This window comes from Gluconobacter thailandicus F149-1 = NBRC 100600 (assembly GCF_000964465.1).
Classification (GTDB): Bacteria; Pseudomonadota; Alphaproteobacteria; order Acetobacterales; family Acetobacteraceae; genus Gluconobacter; species Gluconobacter thailandicus.
Genome location: NZ_BANH01000037.1, coordinates 1 through 14,744, shown reverse-complemented (window position 1 = coordinate 14,744; position 14,744 = coordinate 1). Strand labels below are relative to the sequence as shown.

17 protein-coding genes and 1 tRNA gene are annotated in these 14,744 nt (G+C 45.3%); 10 read left to right on the top strand and 8 right to left on the bottom strand.

The features are described 5' to 3' along the window. Positions 1-210 precede the first annotated feature (210 nt). Positions 211-645 carry a hypothetical protein gene (locus tag B7444_RS10580; protein WP_007284543.1) on the bottom strand — a complete coding sequence of 145 codons (435 nt, stop codon included), beginning with the start codon at positions 643-645 and terminating at the stop codon, positions 211-213. A gap of 85 nt (positions 646-730) precedes the next feature. After that, a complete protein-coding gene (locus B7444_RS10575; RefSeq protein ID WP_007284544.1) occupies positions 731-1,009 on the bottom strand; it encodes a hypothetical protein in 279 nt (92 codons plus the stop codon). Positions 1,010-1,094: 85 nt separating this feature from the next. Here B7444_RS10575 and B7444_RS10570 point away from each other — a divergent pair, with 85 nt between their 5' ends. From B7444_RS10570 to B7444_RS10530, 9 genes are all read left to right on the top strand, one after another. Next, entirely contained in the window at positions 1,095-2,252 is a 1,158-nt protein-coding gene (locus B7444_RS10570) for an ABC transporter ATP-binding protein (protein WP_007284545.1), read from the top strand. 240 nt (positions 2,253-2,492) lie between these two features. Further along, a complete protein-coding gene (locus B7444_RS10565) occupies positions 2,493-3,488 on the top strand; it encodes an extracellular solute-binding protein (RefSeq protein WP_231502863.1) in 996 nt (331 codons plus the stop codon). Then, on the top strand, positions 3,485-3,916 hold the full coding sequence (locus B7444_RS10560; protein WP_007284547.1) for a hypothetical protein: 432 nt from the start codon (positions 3,485-3,487) through the stop codon (positions 3,914-3,916). The genes B7444_RS10565 and B7444_RS10560 overlap by 4 nt, the downstream gene beginning before the upstream one ends. Further along, the gene (locus B7444_RS10555) at positions 3,913-4,401 is read left to right on the top strand and encodes a YcgN family cysteine cluster protein (RefSeq protein WP_007284548.1); all 489 of its coding nucleotides are present in this window, start codon (positions 3,913-3,915) and stop codon (positions 4,399-4,401) included. The genes B7444_RS10560 and B7444_RS10555 overlap by 4 nt, the downstream gene beginning before the upstream one ends. Positions 4,402-4,410: 9 nt before the next feature. Next, positions 4,411-5,094, top strand: a complete 684-nt coding sequence (locus tag B7444_RS10550) for a M48 family metallopeptidase (protein ID WP_007284549.1) — start codon at positions 4,411-4,413, stop codon at positions 5,092-5,094. Between the two features lie 7 nt (positions 5,095-5,101). Beyond that, positions 5,102-5,187: transfer RNA gene (locus B7444_RS10545), tRNA-Leu, on the top strand. Between the two features lie 90 nt (positions 5,188-5,277). Further along, a complete protein-coding gene (locus B7444_RS10540) occupies positions 5,278-6,867 on the top strand; it encodes a DUF6538 domain-containing protein (protein WP_035729761.1) in 1,590 nt (529 codons plus the stop codon). Next, positions 6,864-7,724 (top strand): DUF5677 domain-containing protein, encoded by an 861-nt coding sequence (locus B7444_RS10535; protein WP_146911416.1) that lies wholly within the window; start codon positions 6,864-6,866, stop codon positions 7,722-7,724. The genes B7444_RS10540 and B7444_RS10535 overlap by 4 nt, the downstream gene beginning before the upstream one ends. A gap of 147 nt (positions 7,725-7,871) precedes the next feature. Then, complete coding sequence (locus B7444_RS10530) at positions 7,872-9,284, top strand: replication endonuclease (protein WP_007284552.1); 1,413 nt, start codon at positions 7,872-7,874, stop codon at positions 9,282-9,284. Between the two features lie 184 nt (positions 9,285-9,468). On the opposite strand, the gene B7444_RS10525 is transcribed toward B7444_RS10530, so the two are convergent. The 5 genes from B7444_RS10525 to mobC all read right to left on the bottom strand — a co-directional run bounded on the left by B7444_RS10525 (position 9,469) and on the right by mobC (position 13,098). After that, the gene (locus B7444_RS10525; RefSeq protein WP_035729757.1) at positions 9,469-9,906 is read right to left on the bottom strand and encodes a hypothetical protein; all 438 of its coding nucleotides are present in this window, start codon (positions 9,904-9,906) and stop codon (positions 9,469-9,471) included. Continuing rightward, the gene (locus B7444_RS10520; protein ID WP_035729755.1) at positions 9,903-10,259 is read right to left on the bottom strand and encodes a hypothetical protein; all 357 of its coding nucleotides are present in this window, start codon (positions 10,257-10,259) and stop codon (positions 9,903-9,905) included. The genes B7444_RS10525 and B7444_RS10520 overlap by 4 nt, the downstream gene beginning before the upstream one ends. Before the next feature lie 52 nt (positions 10,260-10,311). Further along, positions 10,312-10,956 carry a hypothetical protein gene (locus B7444_RS16365; RefSeq protein ID WP_007284553.1) on the bottom strand — a complete coding sequence of 215 codons (645 nt, stop codon included), beginning with the start codon at positions 10,954-10,956 and terminating at the stop codon, positions 10,312-10,314. A gap of 228 nt (positions 10,957-11,184) precedes the next feature. Next, positions 11,185-12,873, bottom strand: coding sequence for a hypothetical protein (locus tag B7444_RS10510; RefSeq protein ID WP_146911413.1), 1,689 nt, complete (start codon positions 12,871-12,873; stop codon positions 11,185-11,187). A gap of 24 nt (positions 12,874-12,897) precedes the next feature. Beyond that, positions 12,898-13,098 carry a plasmid mobilization relaxosome protein MobC gene (mobC, locus tag B7444_RS17445; RefSeq protein ID WP_051997100.1) on the bottom strand — a complete coding sequence of 67 codons (201 nt, stop codon included), beginning with the start codon at positions 13,096-13,098 and terminating at the stop codon, positions 12,898-12,900. A gap of 384 nt (positions 13,099-13,482) precedes the next feature. On the opposite strand from mobC, the gene B7444_RS10500 reads away from it, so the two are divergent. Further along, complete coding sequence (locus B7444_RS10500; RefSeq protein ID WP_035729747.1) at positions 13,483-13,731, top strand: hypothetical protein; 249 nt, start codon at positions 13,483-13,485, stop codon at positions 13,729-13,731. Between the two features lie 57 nt (positions 13,732-13,788). On the opposite strand, the gene B7444_RS10495 is transcribed toward B7444_RS10500, so the two are convergent. After that, the gene (locus B7444_RS10495) at positions 13,789-14,577 is read right to left on the bottom strand and encodes a hypothetical protein (RefSeq protein WP_007284555.1); all 789 of its coding nucleotides are present in this window, start codon (positions 14,575-14,577) and stop codon (positions 13,789-13,791) included. Positions 14,578-14,744: the final 167 nt, after the last annotated feature.

Below are 14,744 nucleotides of genomic sequence, written 5' to 3'. Positions count from 1 at the left end.
TGCCACAAAGACGCCGAAAAGATTAACTTCCGTAAGCATCAGGCTGTGACCTTGCTGCCAACTATCGGACTGTTCGGCGAACTTTCCACGGGACTCCTCGCAAGTCCGTGACGACTCCCATAAAGGCGTGATCACGGCACAGGAAAAGTCCTTACGCCATTAACCTGCAGGTGGCCAGATGGCTTGGAGAAAAATCAGTCACAAAATGTCTTATTTGGAATGACTGAAAAAACTTCTGATGAGAGAGAAGAGTTTTCTGCCGGTAAATCGCCCTGCCGGACCAAGCAGAAGCCCCGTCACCGCCGTAATTGCGATGGACTGCTTCAGTTCGACCAGCTTGCGGTCGCGCAGGATACGGGCTTCGATTTCGACAACGTCCGGGATCGACCAGGCTGCCAGCACAGCGAAAATCAGGACGAACAGCATGTCTACACCAATGACGCACAGACTGGCCTTGACGTAGCTCAGTCCGGCAACACTGATGAAGAAAGCCCACAGGAAGCCATGAAAGGAAATGGCTGCGAACAGCAGGAAGACAACTGCGACAAGAGCGCAGGCCACCCGACGACCGATTCGCATCGCGGAACGTGAGAGGATCTGGCCTTGGGCGGAGAGGACTTCCTGACCGAGTTCGAGAGGCTTCATGGAGGATCGTTCGCCTTTATTCTTAACAGGACGGGTGCAGATTCATTCCGTTGCCTGCTTCCCGCCTGAAAAGGTTACGTGCCGATTACTTGGAGAAACGGCCCGCCAGGAAACCGACCACAGCAGAAATCAGCACAGCGGCAATAGGCCGTGACTGCACACGCGTCGATACGTTTTCGATTTCATGATCCGTGATTTTACGGGCATTTGCAACGGCGTGCTCCGTACGATCAGCAGCCTGAAGCAGAACGGGGCTGACATAGTCATTCAGGATCTGCTCAACCTGCTTGCGGAGGCTGTCAATCTGCTCCTGCGTGGTTTCAGCAGCGACTTCGATGTTCTTCTTGACGGTGTCACGGCTCATGTTCAAACCCTCATAGCAATAAAGAGGGGCCTGGGAGTCAGGCCCTGTATCTTTCTTTAAACGCAAAACCATTATCAGAGGTTGCATGCCCCGCCCACCCGGCGCTCCACGTACCAGTCCTCGACGTCAGACCCCGCCCCGTGCGCCGGTTGCCCTGCAGCTTGAAGCCTTCCGCCCCGGTTTGCAGGCAGAAGCCTTTGATCTGACAGTCCATCAAGGTGAGACGGTGACGATCTATGGCGCGGATGCCACCTCCCTTTCGGGTTTGCTGGATCTGATCGCCGGATTTTCTCCCCCAATGGGCGGACGCGTGCTCGTTCAGGGCACAGACATCACATCACGACCCGCTGGCCAACGCAGCGTAACCCTTGTCAGCGCACGCGACCCGCTGTTTCCGCATCTGGACGTACAGAGCAACATCGTTTTTGCTCTCCGTGCCCAGGGCCAGGGCAACGCAGAAGCCGTTGCTGGTGCAGGCCGCATGATGTCCCTTCTCGGGCTGGATGGCCTGGGGAAAGCAACACCCCGAACGCTGTCCCCTGAGCACACACTCCGCGCGATGCTCGCGCGGGCACTCGTCACCTCGCCGGCCGTACTTCTGCTCGACAACCCATATGCGGCCCTGGATCCACAGGCGGCACGGCGCATGGCGTCCCTGCTCTCCAAACTGATGCGCGCGCGTGACCTCAGCATCCTTCAGAGCGTACCCAATAAAGAGGATGCGTTACGAGCCGGCGGGTCCATTGCTTTCTTCCAGAACCAGACACTTCTTCAGTTCGGACGTGCGGCCGATCTATATGACCGACCTGCGGGCGTAGAAGTCGCCACACTTTTTGGAGAGGCGAACAGCCTGACTGGACAGATCCTCGATATCGGGGATGACGTTGCACGTATCCAGCTTGCGTGTGGAGGAATTGTCGAGGCCACTGCGTCTGAGAATGAACTGACGGAAGGACAGGCCTGTCTGGTCTGTATAAGGCCTGACCGGATTTCTCCGTTTTTCGGCACACAGTCCCTTGGACTTGAGGACGAAGACACGCCCCCCGTGCGCGGCACACTGACAGATACCGTGCATCTGGGCGACCATGTGAGGATGCGGGTCCGCTGCCCTGACGGGACGGAAATCGAACTACGTCGTCCGCCTCTTCAGACACAGAAACTACCCCGCCCGGGTACCCCTGTTCAGCTTGCGTGGCCAGCGGGTCATGCGACGGCCTTTCCGCTTCGGCCCGACCTGTATTAAAGTGCCGCCGCTTCCTGATGGGTTCGTGCGCCCATTCCGCTTTTATTGAACAAGGATCATCTTCTGTCCCGGCCCGCCTCCCCTTTGCGACAAACGCTCCCGGTCTGTATCCGGGCGGGTCTCGGTCGTACTCTGCGCCCTGCGAGATTGCTGACAGGTCTTCTGCTTTTCCAGTGCCTTCCGCTCAATATGCATGCTCACGCCACCACCTCAGGCTCTTCTCACGGCACTTCCAGCAGCGTGGAAAAGTTTTTCTCACATATCGGCCAAAGTGTGACGTCCGTCTTCTCAACGCCTGAAGCCTCGGCTCATGCGCACAAACATTCCAAAGCGCGACATGTCACAAAACGGCGGACAGTCGTGAAGCCAGCCGCCCCGCCTGCCCCCGGATGGGGCGTGCCAGAAGGCACTGTTGCTGCCAACGCTCTTGTTGGATCAGACAGCACAATACGGCTCATTGAGTGGGATGGTCAGCGCCCGACCCTGGATGTCGGCGTCCATGCCGCCAGAGCCGACTGGGCCACGGTTCTTCTGGATGGCAGCCAGCTTGCTGATGCCTGCCAGAAGGGCTGGGTTCGCCCCCTTGAAGGCAATACGACGTGCGGAATTCAGGGCGGTCAGAGCACTCTCGCCCTTGCTTGGGATAGATCGCGACTGCCGTCAGCGCCGAGCTGGAAAGATTTCTGGGATGTCGCTCGTCACCCTGGCCGACGCGGCCTGCGTCTGGGTGCCCGGACAACCTTGGAAATCGCCCTTCTCGCCGACGGCATTGATGCGAGAGATATTTACACCGCCCTCTCTACGCGGGCTGGCGTAGATCGCGCATTCCACAAGCTGGATCTGCTGCGCCCGTATGTCGTGTGGTGGAAAACACCCGATGATGCTGCGCGCATTATGGAACAGAGCAGTGCATTGATGACCAGCGCGCCCATGACGGAAATTTCCAGTGTCAGTGCAAAAGTAAAAGCCGGCCCTGCCGCTTCCCTTTTTGTCGCCCAGCCCGACGTCGTTCTGCGCACCGCTCTTTACTGGGCCATTCCAGCCAACACACCCAACGAGGTGGCCAAAAAGACCCTTGAACGCATAAACACGGCATCCCCTCATCTGGATGACACCCCTGACAGTGCGACCGACCCGAATGGGACGATACTGCCCGTCAACGAAGCATTCTGGACAAAATACGGAGATCAGCTGGAGCAGAGATTCCAGGACTGGTACGGCAGCAACCAGCCATGATGGCACTCTCCATGCGCCTTCATCTGGCGTCCATTCTCCTGGGCCTGTTTTTAGGTTGCGCCCTCATCGCGCTCTTGATGCGCCTGCTACCCGCCAAACATGTACGACTACTGGGCCTGCTTGTTCTTTTGCCGGGACCAGCGCTCGCATTTGCCATTCCCGAACTTCATAAGGCAGCCGTAGCGTTCACTGGACGGCATTATGATGTCCTGCAAGGGGCGCTTATAGCTCCTGCCGTCATGCTTCCTTTCGGAGCGACGCTTCTGGGTGTGCCCGCTGGTACAACGCGGGCAGCGATCGGGCTGGGAGCCAACTTCGCAACACGTGCACGCCTGATCTGGTTGCCCCTGTTACTCCCTGCCGCGCTCCTGTCATTCACAATGGCAGTTCTACTAACAGTCGGGTGTGTGATACTGGATCGTCCATGACGTCCGTACTTCCTTTCTGGCAGACCACACCTCTGGACCAGATGACCCCCGAACAATGGGAATCCCTGTGTGATGGATGCGGTCGCTGCTGTCTGAACAAACTACGCGATGAAGACACCGACGAGATCGTCTACACAACTGTCGCCTGTCGCCTTCTGGACACGCAGACCTGCCGGTGCACGGATTATCTCAAGCGCCACCGCAAAGTTCCCGACTGCATCACGCTGACCCCGGAGCTCCTTGCGGAAATTGACTGGCTGCCGCCAAGCTGTGCTTACCGACTTCTGCGTGACGGCTTTGACCTGCCTGAATGGCACCCCCTTCGTAGTGGCACCCTGGAGAGCGTCCGTGCCTCCGGTGCCTCGGCAGGCGGTCGCTGCATCAGTGAACGGCGCGCTGGCTCATTGGAAAACTACATTGTGGACTGGCCCGGAGAATGGCCAGAACACGCTCCACCGTGCATTTCCGTAAAACGGACAGGCTGAAAGCCTTCCATGCTCCCGCCGACTGCCCCTCTTGTCTGGCGACGTTCGAAACGCGCACGCCGCATGACCCTGCGAGTAGATGCCGTGCAAGGAAGTGTCGTTCTGACATTGCCTGAGCGTACCAGTCGCAAACAGGGACTGATGTTCGTTCAACAGCATATGGACTGGATTTCGGCTTCCCTGGCGTCCTTGCCTGAAAAGCCCGTTCTGGCAAACGGGCATGACATCATGATTGAAGGCAGCCTCGTTCCCATTCTTCATGATCCAACTGCTCGTCGCGGCACATGGCTGGACGCTGATGGACTTCATGTCAGCGGCGATGCCGACCACACCGAACGCCGGGTGCGGGATTTTCTGCGTGTGCTCGCAAAAGACCGCCTAAGTGCTGCGGTAAAGCGGCAAAGCGAGAGAATGCAGCTCGTCCCATCGCGTCTGGATTTAAGAGACGTTCGAACGCGATGGGGCAGTTGTACCCGACAGGGCCGCATCATGCTGAGTTGGCGTCTGTTGATAACGCCAGTTGAAATCCGCGACTACGTCATCATCCATGAACTCGCTCACCTCAGACATTTTGATCATGGTGCTGATTTTTGGGCTCTTGTTGATCATTTTTGCTCAAATGGTCGGCCAGGACGTCTTGCAGCCGAGCGCTGGTTGCGCGAAAACGGGGTCGCCCTGCTGCGTGCAGCATGAGGCGTGTGCGAGCTTGGCGGAATGGTAGACGCACGAGACTTAAAATCTCGAGTCCGTAAGGGCGTGCGGGTTCGAGTCCCGCAGCTCGCACCACACATAACCCACTGATTTAACTGGATAATTTTGAGGTTCCCGAAACCTCATCCCTGTATCTTCTACAGTGGATATCTACAGTGGCTGAATATGAAAGTCGTCCGAATCGGAACTACCTATAATCTTCGCAGATGGGTGCCTCTAGATTTGAGGAAAATTCTGGGGAAAAATGAGATGTGGCATTCCCTGGAAACATCGGACAAAGAGATAGCTAAGGTTCGTGGCTGTGCTATTTTCGGAATAACAAGTCAGTTCTTTTCCGTTGTGAGAACGATGAACGATAAAAGTTATTTATATGATGATATGCAGGATATAGCCGATGGCTATAGCAACAAGGATGTCATTAAAGATATCATTGATACCTATGAAGCCCATATCAACGAATTAAGAATACAATATAAGCTCCAACAAGCTGAGCACTACATGCAACGTATGGAAGACTATCAAAAATATAAAAAAGTTGAAAATATTATCAACGTTGCCAAACCTGAACTCGATGCTGTTCTCTCATACATGAAAGAACATAAAGACTTTAATGCCTATGACTCTATTCAGAAGATGCAACAGCAGTTCATGGATATCCAAGGCTGGGTTAAGCCTCCTGAAAAAAAGAGATCACCCGCTTTCTCTGTTGCCGTGGATGAGTATCTGAAAGCTCATTCAGAAAAGATGAATGACTCTGACTCAAGGGGTTTCCGCAATACGGCTCAGAGATTCATAGAAATATGTGGGGACCACGATATCAGAGATTATACAGGTGAGGATTCTGGGAAGTTCAAAGAACTTATGGAAAAGATGCCTGAGAACTATGGCAAAAGTTCCAAAGACGTTAGGACAGTTCAGGAGCTTGTCGCTTATTGCCAGAAGTCAAAGCTTCCACGTATCTCCGAAAAAACTATCAAAAATCACTTCGCAAGATTGTCCGCAATCTGGCGGTATTATCTGCTTCGTGAATTAGTCGATAGGAATATCTTTGTCGGCTGGAAGTTCGATGCCAAGCCGAAAATTAAGCGTATCCGTTGGAATGATGAACAGTTGCAGGTGTTGGCATCTGCACAATGGAATAGCACTGTCATTAGCCGTCAGACCTATGGATATATCGTTGGGCTTGGTGCGTACTGTGGAATGCGTCTCGAAGAGATATGCCGTATCAGGACAGAAGATATCCAAGAAATTAGGGGTATCACCTGCATACTTATAAGAGAGCATACAGCACGAAAAAATAGACCATGGGAAAGCTGGAACCCAAAGACCGAAGCTGGTGAACGTGTGGTTCCCATTGGAAATGCTCTTATTAATGCAGGATTCCTGGATTTCGTGAATAACAATAAAAAAAGTTATTATCTTTTTGGTGAGTTAAAATTCTCTGGAAAAGATAAAAAAAGATCCCAACAGTTTCAGCAGTCATTTTCCAAGTTCAAGCTGAAACACGGCATTCCTCGCGGAGTAGATTTCCATAGTTTCCGCCATAACGTCGCTACTAAATTAAGGAACATCTCGGATAGTGGTGATGGTGGTTTGAGAGAGGTTTGGATTGATAATTTTCTTGGTCATGAAGGTCAGAACAGGTCAGTAGGAAATACGATCTACCTTGACGAAATCGACGTTGAAAATCTTAAAAAAGTGGCTGATAGCGTCATATATCCTGATTTTTGGACTGTCGAAAGGATAGTACAATGAGCCATTCGTCTGGATATAAAAGCACATTTGAAACCGAAGGATTTATCTCAGATTATGTAGAAGAACATAGACATGATCTAAAAAAAATATATCATAAAGAATTTGATATTCTTCGGAAGACAAACCGCCTTCTACAAGAAATAATAAGTTCCTTAGACCCCAACAATTCTAAACTAGAAAAAATTTCAAATATACTCGGTGTTCGATTTTGTCAGAGCCTACAATCCTCCATTATATTGATTAGTTATGGCGTGAATTCGGATTCTTATTCGATAATAAGGAATATGCAAGAATGTTACCTTGCATTAGCCTGCGCAATAAAAGATGAGGAATTTTTCATAAAGATTGCCAATGATGATAGAGTAAAATTTAGCAATTCTATGATAAAGCACATTGAGAATAGCTCTCACTTAAAGGAGATTTATGAAGGCGTACAAGACAAGATGACAGAAATTAATTCACGAGTACAGAATCAATTAAAATCTTTAAATACCAAAAAAAGAACAGATGCAGGAACTTTTCACGATTTCACACAAGATGAATGGCAGAGCGACACGGTATATTTAAATTATCGTTTCATATCCAATACCCACTGCCATATCTCAGAAAATTCTCTTAGTAATCATATTTCAGAGTCAGGCTCAGGTATTGTTTGGAGATCAATTAGAAAAAATGAAATATATTCGGCAGTAAAGTACATTGTAGACACATCTGTTATATTTGGTAATCGTCTTGACGAATTATTTTTCAACAAAAAATATGCTGAACAACTGAAAAGCCAAATGGATTTTCTATACGGACATCTGAATAAAATTGGATATCTGGTTCATAAAAATGAACTATCAAAACATATATGAAATAAAAAAAGGGATAGATTTCTCTATCCCTTCACATTCCGTGCTATACTGCAATCACCACAAAAACAAATATACTGGAGTATGTGTTGTTTTTAATAATAGCATATGCTCCAGCCGATTTGTAAGATTTTTTGGTAAAGGAGTATTTTGAGTTATGAACGATTAGAGCAACACATATTAGAAAACAGTGTCGAGATATACGACACTCTAAACGCTCTCCACCCCTTCTATCGCTACAAGCTATATCAGAAAATGGCAGAATCCTGCCGTTTGTCATTGGATGACGATGCCCAAGAACTGGCCTTAAACGTCCTACGGATGCTCCCCAGACTGCATAAATCAGTACTGAATACATTCGAATTGATGTCATTTTCATATGCAGAATTAATTCAATATCAGGGAATCCTGGACAAAGAAAACCAAAAGAACAGCATCAACCCCGTTAAAAAAGTCCGTTTGTCACGCTCAGCTAACCGAGCACGTGTGAATATGAGACGTGTTCTCAAGATAAGTAGAGATGATGATGAAGTTCAAAAAGACTTTGATGAAAATAAAAAACAACGCTATCAGCATTTAAAATATAATGAACGTTCGGTTCAGGATTCCATAGATAAAAAAACATCGAACAATAGAAAAAGAGACTGGATGATATCCTGTTGTCTTGAATCATCAATGCGAATTGCGTGTATGACACAAGACCCATGTAGTTCTGGATGGTTCCTATCACTGACATTGCCGAAGAAATATCACAGCCTTTCTTTTGAACAAGCGAATGATGAAATCAACAGACGCTTAAACATGATCAAGAAATATGCTGAACGACATGGGATAGACTGGACTGGAATATTCGTTGTTGAGCTTCATAAAGACGAAACACCTCATCTCCACATCATATATTTCGTGAATAACGAAAAAAATTATATATCTCAGCAAACTGATCGTGATCGGTTACTGAATATCGTGTTTCAGTTCTTCAATAATGAAGATCCAGAACGATATGAACTGAATCAGAATATCACTGATTTTGAAGGCGTCCTTGGATACATCTTCAAAGATTACGGAAAACCTAATACCAGGCACGGATTCGTAGGGCTACGCAGAGATATCAGACGTGTATGGAATAATCTCTACATAGGAAACTATGGAGACCCATCGTTATCATATCTTTCGGATAAGAGATTATTCAATACCAGACAGTTGATGAAGAAGAATTCATGGAATGATGTCATCGAAGGTATTCCTGGATATGTCCTGTTTTCATTGGCAGGATTCAAATCTGATTATCTCAATAGTATTGGAAAAAATGATGAACCTATCAGATGGATAGGCATATCTCGGATTATCTTTAAAATGAGGGAATGTGTTAATTTTTCATACAAAAAATCATATGTGTACAAAAATGGGGCTCATGATTTTCATTCAAAAATCACTCACTTAAGTTATGTTTTAGAGATTGGTTGTATTTATATATATAATACTACCAAGAATGTATCAGGTAAATTCATAACACCCGAAATCATTAGAAGTAGAGGCCAACCCCCTCCTTTCGGAAGAGGTTAGATAATTTTCAAACCATTAGCAGGAATATATTAGCACATATCAGGACAAGATTGAGGAACTTGTAAAGCAATATGAGAAAATTATGGATCTCTCACACCCATGAACAAAACGAAGCTTGTTCTGGACACAATCAAATCATGATAATCAGGCCACCCGCTATCTACATGATAGCGGGATAAACCAGTTATTTTATTGGTTTGCCGTTTTGTGTCAGAGTTCCTGTTGGAATATCGTACACAACCGTTATCTCTTGATCTTTCTGATAACGCGGAAAATCTAATACAATGCTTTTGTTCGGAATAACGTGTGTTTTAGGTTCAGCACAGTTTCCAAACTCTTTCTGACTGGTCACACCCTTTGATGTCACCTTCGCTATAAGGTACATTGCATCGCAATATCTACCACCCTCCTGTGTCAGGAGGAGATAGTCCGCGTTTCCAGATTCAGCTATTTTTTCTACGAAATTTCCATCTATTTCCGGAGAAACTACTTTCCCACGGAATTTGATGATACTGGTACTCCCGTCAACAACACCAAACCTTGTTGTTGCCTGATGAATATCCTCAGCTTGTACCGTCAGTGGACAAAAAATCAGTGCAGACAAAAAAAAGAGATTTTTCATTCCCCGTTCCCATTCGGTGTATCTGAAATTGCAAGATCACCTTTATCATTCCGATAAAAACGCATCTTATCGGTCTGGGGTGCACCGTTCAGCATGTAGTTAACAGTGCAATCCCAAACTTTTTTGAAACCTTCCACTGACTTACAGTTAAGACCTTGTAAATCAACTCTCTTCTCTAAAGTTGCAATGGCCTGATCGCGTTGTTGCTGCGTCGGATTTTGAAAGAGAAAAGCCTGCTGAACACCCTGTTCAATAAGTATCTTTTTAACCTCAGTTTTAGATGGTCCTCCTCCACCACAGGATGTTAACGCAATAAGCAACGTGGTAGCAAAAATAGGCTTAGTGATACGCATGAAATACCCTGTTCTATGGTTAGAAAAGCTACGAAGCGAGGAGAATAAACAGTCACGCAACAAGCGACTCAACAAAGGTCGGATCAGCCTCAATAGCCGCATTAAGCTGCTTTAAAGCTCCTCGTTTGTTTTTCTCAATCAAAAAAAGCAGATGAAAAAAGCCGATAGGAATTAAGAGAAACGCAAATATAGCAATCGTAGTCAAAAAGTCTCTGGAAAAATCAATAATCCGCGCGTTTCGTAGCAGATTACCTCCAAAAGCTATTAAAATTAGAAATCCGATAACTTTTACATAGCGACGTGTCAGAGCACCTTGTCCATAATGAGTGATTTCACTCGGCAAGCCCTTGGGCTCTGTCCACCTGAGATTGGTTGTTAGATTGTGAAAAAAGACATGCCCTAAAGCGTCGCGGTCCTTTAACCCGGTATAGACAACAGAAACCAATTGTCCATCTCGCAACGGATAGTTTCCATTAACTTGGTATTCTCTTCCAGATGGGGCAACAACCCAGAAAGTTTGATGATGTGATACCTTATGCTGGACTGTTGGAGCGTTGATAGTATAGTTCCCAAAGGCATCTCGGGTGGCTGATCCATTGGTCGTTTGAACTGAGGTTTCCGTCCACTGACGGAGCCCCTGAACCGTTCCTTGAATTCCGTGAACCCACAAGGTTTGATCAAAAATCTTAATATCCATATCTTACCTAGAACCCTCAAAAACTTAAGGAATAAACTGTTCCTTGATATCGAAAAGAAACCACCAATCACTCTGTTCATACTGAATTATTATGCAATATACACTTCAAGAAACCGGATTGAAAATACCCCTAGTGCGGAATGATAAAATTTAATTTTGCGCGTTTAGTTTAGAGGCTTTGATACAAAAAAATAACTATAATTAGATTTGTGAATAACAAAAATTAATTTACATTCCAATTTGAAGTTTTATAGCTTTCACAGAATTTTTTTTGTGAATAACATTATTATATGTCTGTGGTTGCTCCTGCATTTTTTGTATTGCTAACGTTGTGGATTTAGATGCCAACAATAGAAGATCTGCATCTTCATGCTGTTGAATGTACGAGACTAAATTATCAATATCTTTTTTGTTATTCACATAATTAATAACATCGATGGATGAACTCCATTGATCATGTTTCTTTTTACGTGATGCTGCATATAAACTCGACATATTGCGAATAACATAATCATAATCTTTTTGATTGTTGAGTATGTCTAATCTTGGGAAATCCTTGAAATGCAGATCTCTTGTTTTTTCATTGAAAGCTTTCAATTCCTTACCACCAGATAACCACCCCTTCTTATTGAGATAAGCGGATCTCAATGGGTCTAGCTGTTCATGAATTCTTTGTTCTATAATATGTGAATCACGAAAAGATGGATTGGCGAATGGCTCTGGTGGGAGATGCTGATATTTTTTATGGAATGCTGAGATGACATCATCAAGCATTGCTGCAAACTTCTTCTGATCAGCCAATAACTCCCTCACCTGCTGGTCTTTTTCAGCTTCCTGCTTATTGAAATCATGGATGGATTGACGCTCTTGCTGAGTCATTCCCTCAACAGCAACAGACTTTTCAGTGTTCAGTGCAATAGGAGCATTACCCGACCAATGACCTGCTGGCTTTGATTGAGAAGCCTGATTTTGAGGCTGTGGCTTATTATCCTGGCGAGAGGACAGAATACGCGTTGAAGGATCTGAAACAGTCTGTGCGACCTTCTGTGCAGGTATGTTTTCTACTGATGCTTCTAATGGTTCGAACTTCGTATCCTGGCCGTTGATATAAGATTCATACTGCTGATTGAAATCAGTCTTTTTCATCTGAAAAAGACGGTTTGCTGAACCCAGCACATTTCCATTATCGTTATTAACAATAATATATGTGTTGGCTTTATCTCCTTTGCAAATTTCCAAATTGTGCTGATCCAGCCCCTCAATCATCTGACCAAAGGATTCCGAATTAATACGGAGTTCTTTCAGGGTCTGCCTGACCTCATTCAATGCAGTTCCAGATATTTTTGCTCTGCGAAATTGCTTGTCTGAATATGAGGCATCTGGTGCATCTTTTGGGTCTAATGATGGTGTGTTCTGTCTAATGATATCAGCATAATATTTTTGACCAGATTTCTCTAAATCCTTGATAACAGATGCATTATGCTTGCCCAGAACAGGTTTGTGACCAAAATCTATCTCAGCAATACGTGCAATTTTTTCTTCTCTGATTTTTGAAAATGATGAGTCCATAATTTTCCCATTAGCCAACACTTCAGGAAAATATATGTGATAATGATGGGTCGATGCTTTGCCATCCGCACGAGGCTTATCATGTCTGACTATAGTGGCTGATGACGGGTCTGCTTTGAACTCACGAGCATATTTTTTGACTAGTTTAAATAATTGCTTATCAGTCATGTCTTCATATGATGATACTTTTATGTGCCTGACAGCATACTGAGAACCAACTGATCTAGCTCTGCCAAGTTCAGCCCTTACATCGAACTCTGAACCTTGTAGAACAGTAATCTTCTCATTGTCAGAACCATGAAACACATGCCTACAGGTGGAAGATATTCCCTGTGCTGATGTTTTCATGCGAGCTGATTTCACTATCATAGATCATCTCTTGATAGTCGCGATCATGCTATCGATCTGACTCAAGATTTTCAGGCACTGCTTCATATTATTCTGTGCATCATTGAAGCCTTCCCCAGAGTTTAATGACCTGGCAATCTGGTTTAAATTATTCCCTATACGAGCAACTTCTTCACGAGTGTTTTTTAGTTCCGTGATTAACAAAATCTTTTCAGATTGAAGCATGGGAGCAGAATTCATGAGGCTCCTAAAATAGTTTGCAAGGGTCTTATGACCTGCTGACCTGGCTGTATGATTCCATGATTGGAGCTCCTGCTTCGATGCTCTTACTGATAGTCGGGTCTCGGTTCTGTTTAGATCTGGTTTCATATAATTCTCCTAAAATACTTGAATACTTAAAAGCGGGTCCACGGGTGCAACCCTGGCCAGATGGCATTGGATATCCCGTTAGGGGTAGCCATATGCCACCTCTGGCATCTAATTATAGTATTCATTATAAATATTATGATATTATCAGATGAATATGATATAACCAATTAGTATAGATATGGTTTTTATTGACATTTATATCAATATATGCTATATAATAAGTTATACATGGAGATATTTATGGACGTGTTGGCAGAAATAGAAAAGATAAACCAGACAAAAAAAGACCGTATACAGTCTTATAGAAATGCTTGTTCCAAAACGTCACATCGCCAGCTTTTCAATACTTTGAATTATGATATCGATCAGAAAGCCAATGGTCTGACAGGCGAAAATCGTGAAGCATACAAAAGAATGAAAGCTCAAAAATTAGCCGAAGCCGATGCGCGTGATAAGGCAAATGAAGAATTTTGGGATAGCTTGCTGTGAATATCGTTATTCACATATATAGCTTTGGAGAGTAGTCTTTGAACCCATATATGTGAATCACATTTCAAGAGATGTATGCTTTTTTGAAATGATCTTGCCGTCTGGTGAAACTTCCACTTTATCAAGCATTTTCATAACATCTCCGGAATGCATTCCGAAAACTTTCTTTTTAAAACTCTCGGACATATCTGATGACATGATTGATTGAAATTTATCAAGACGCTCTTGAGCCCGAACTGCTTCGGGACGGTTTTCCCACTCCTGGATTTTGTTTTTCCTATTCTCATTGCACTGAACAATGATCTTCTCCATCTGGTCCCTGACATTTCCGTCAGCAGTAACGATCTGCATCAACTCATTCTGGGAATGCTGAATCTCCAGCTCATACATTTCATCAGCAGTCAGACTTCTGCGGTACGGACCAGGATCATCAGCCAAACCCATCTTGTTCAAAATAGTACCAACAATGAATCTCGCACATTCCGCAATGTGAGCAGATAATTTTTCCATCTGTTCTGCTATTTGCGGATCAACCGGGTACTGCCCCCCCTTCCCCATCTGTTGCCACTCTTGCTGTCGCTTGGCTTGTTGCTGATGGATGTGAGATTCCAATTCTTTGCGTTGCTGCTTAAATCGCTTCAGCTCATTCGATACGTCGTTAGTCGTATTAAAAATATCATGCCTAATTTTATCCATATCCAAATCTTTGGCTTTGATCGTCGGATGAGGCTTATTAATTTCCTCACCAAGATTACGCATCAAGCTTGAAGACATAATAAAAAAACTTTTCTCAATCTGTTGTTCTTCTGTCATCTCTTTCTTTTTAAATAATTCCTTGTAATTCATTTTCGTGATTCCTTATATTATTTCATTTTTTGATTTATTGTGCTCTTTAATTATTTTCATGAATTCATTAGCGTACCACGCTTTGAAAAATTCACGTTGACCTGATAGCTCAACATAGTTTTTCTCTAGGCTCAGGACTCATAGCCAGAAGATGACGGTTGCGGCGA

Bases quoted from the DNA above. Each gene is read 5' to 3' on its own strand.
- B7444_RS10525 (WP_035729757.1), bottom strand. From the start codon at position 9,906: ATGAAAAATCTCTTTTTTTTGTCTGCACTGATTTTTTGTCCACTGACG.
- B7444_RS10510 (WP_146911413.1), bottom strand. From the start codon at position 12,873: ATGAAAACATCAGCACAGGGAATATCTTCCACCTGTAGGCATGTGTTT.
- B7444_RS10580 (WP_007284543.1), bottom strand. From the start codon at position 645: ATGAAGCCTCTCGAACTCGGTCAGGAAGTCCTCTCCGCCCAAGGCCAG.
- B7444_RS16365 (WP_007284553.1), bottom strand. From the start codon at position 10,956: ATGGATATTAAGATTTTTGATCAAACCTTGTGGGTTCACGGAATTCAA.
- B7444_RS10500 (WP_035729747.1), top strand. From the start codon at position 13,483: ATGGACGTGTTGGCAGAAATAGAAAAGATAAACCAGACAAAAAAAGAC.
- B7444_RS10495 (WP_007284555.1), bottom strand. From the start codon at position 14,577: ATGAATTACAAGGAATTATTTAAAAAGAAAGAGATGACAGAAGAACAA.
- B7444_RS10520 (WP_035729755.1), bottom strand. From the start codon at position 10,259: ATGCGTATCACTAAGCCTATTTTTGCTACCACGTTGCTTATTGCGTTA.
- B7444_RS10550 (WP_007284549.1), top strand. From the start codon at position 4,411: ATGCTCCCGCCGACTGCCCCTCTTGTCTGGCGACGTTCGAAACGCGCA.
- B7444_RS10555 (WP_007284548.1), top strand. From the start codon at position 3,913: ATGACGTCCGTACTTCCTTTCTGGCAGACCACACCTCTGGACCAGATG.
- B7444_RS10535 (WP_146911416.1), top strand. From the start codon at position 6,864: ATGAGCCATTCGTCTGGATATAAAAGCACATTTGAAACCGAAGGATTT.
- B7444_RS10570 (WP_007284545.1), top strand. From the start codon at position 1,095: ATGCCCCGCCCACCCGGCGCTCCACGTACCAGTCCTCGACGTCAGACC.
- B7444_RS10575 (WP_007284544.1), bottom strand. From the start codon at position 1,009: ATGAGCCGTGACACCGTCAAGAAGAACATCGAAGTCGCTGCTGAAACC.
- mobC (WP_051997100.1), bottom strand. From the start codon at position 13,098: ATGCTTCAATCTGAAAAGATTTTGTTAATCACGGAACTAAAAAACACT.
- B7444_RS10560 (WP_007284547.1), top strand. From the start codon at position 3,485: ATGATGGCACTCTCCATGCGCCTTCATCTGGCGTCCATTCTCCTGGGC.
- B7444_RS10540 (WP_035729761.1), top strand. From the start codon at position 5,278: ATGAAAGTCGTCCGAATCGGAACTACCTATAATCTTCGCAGATGGGTG.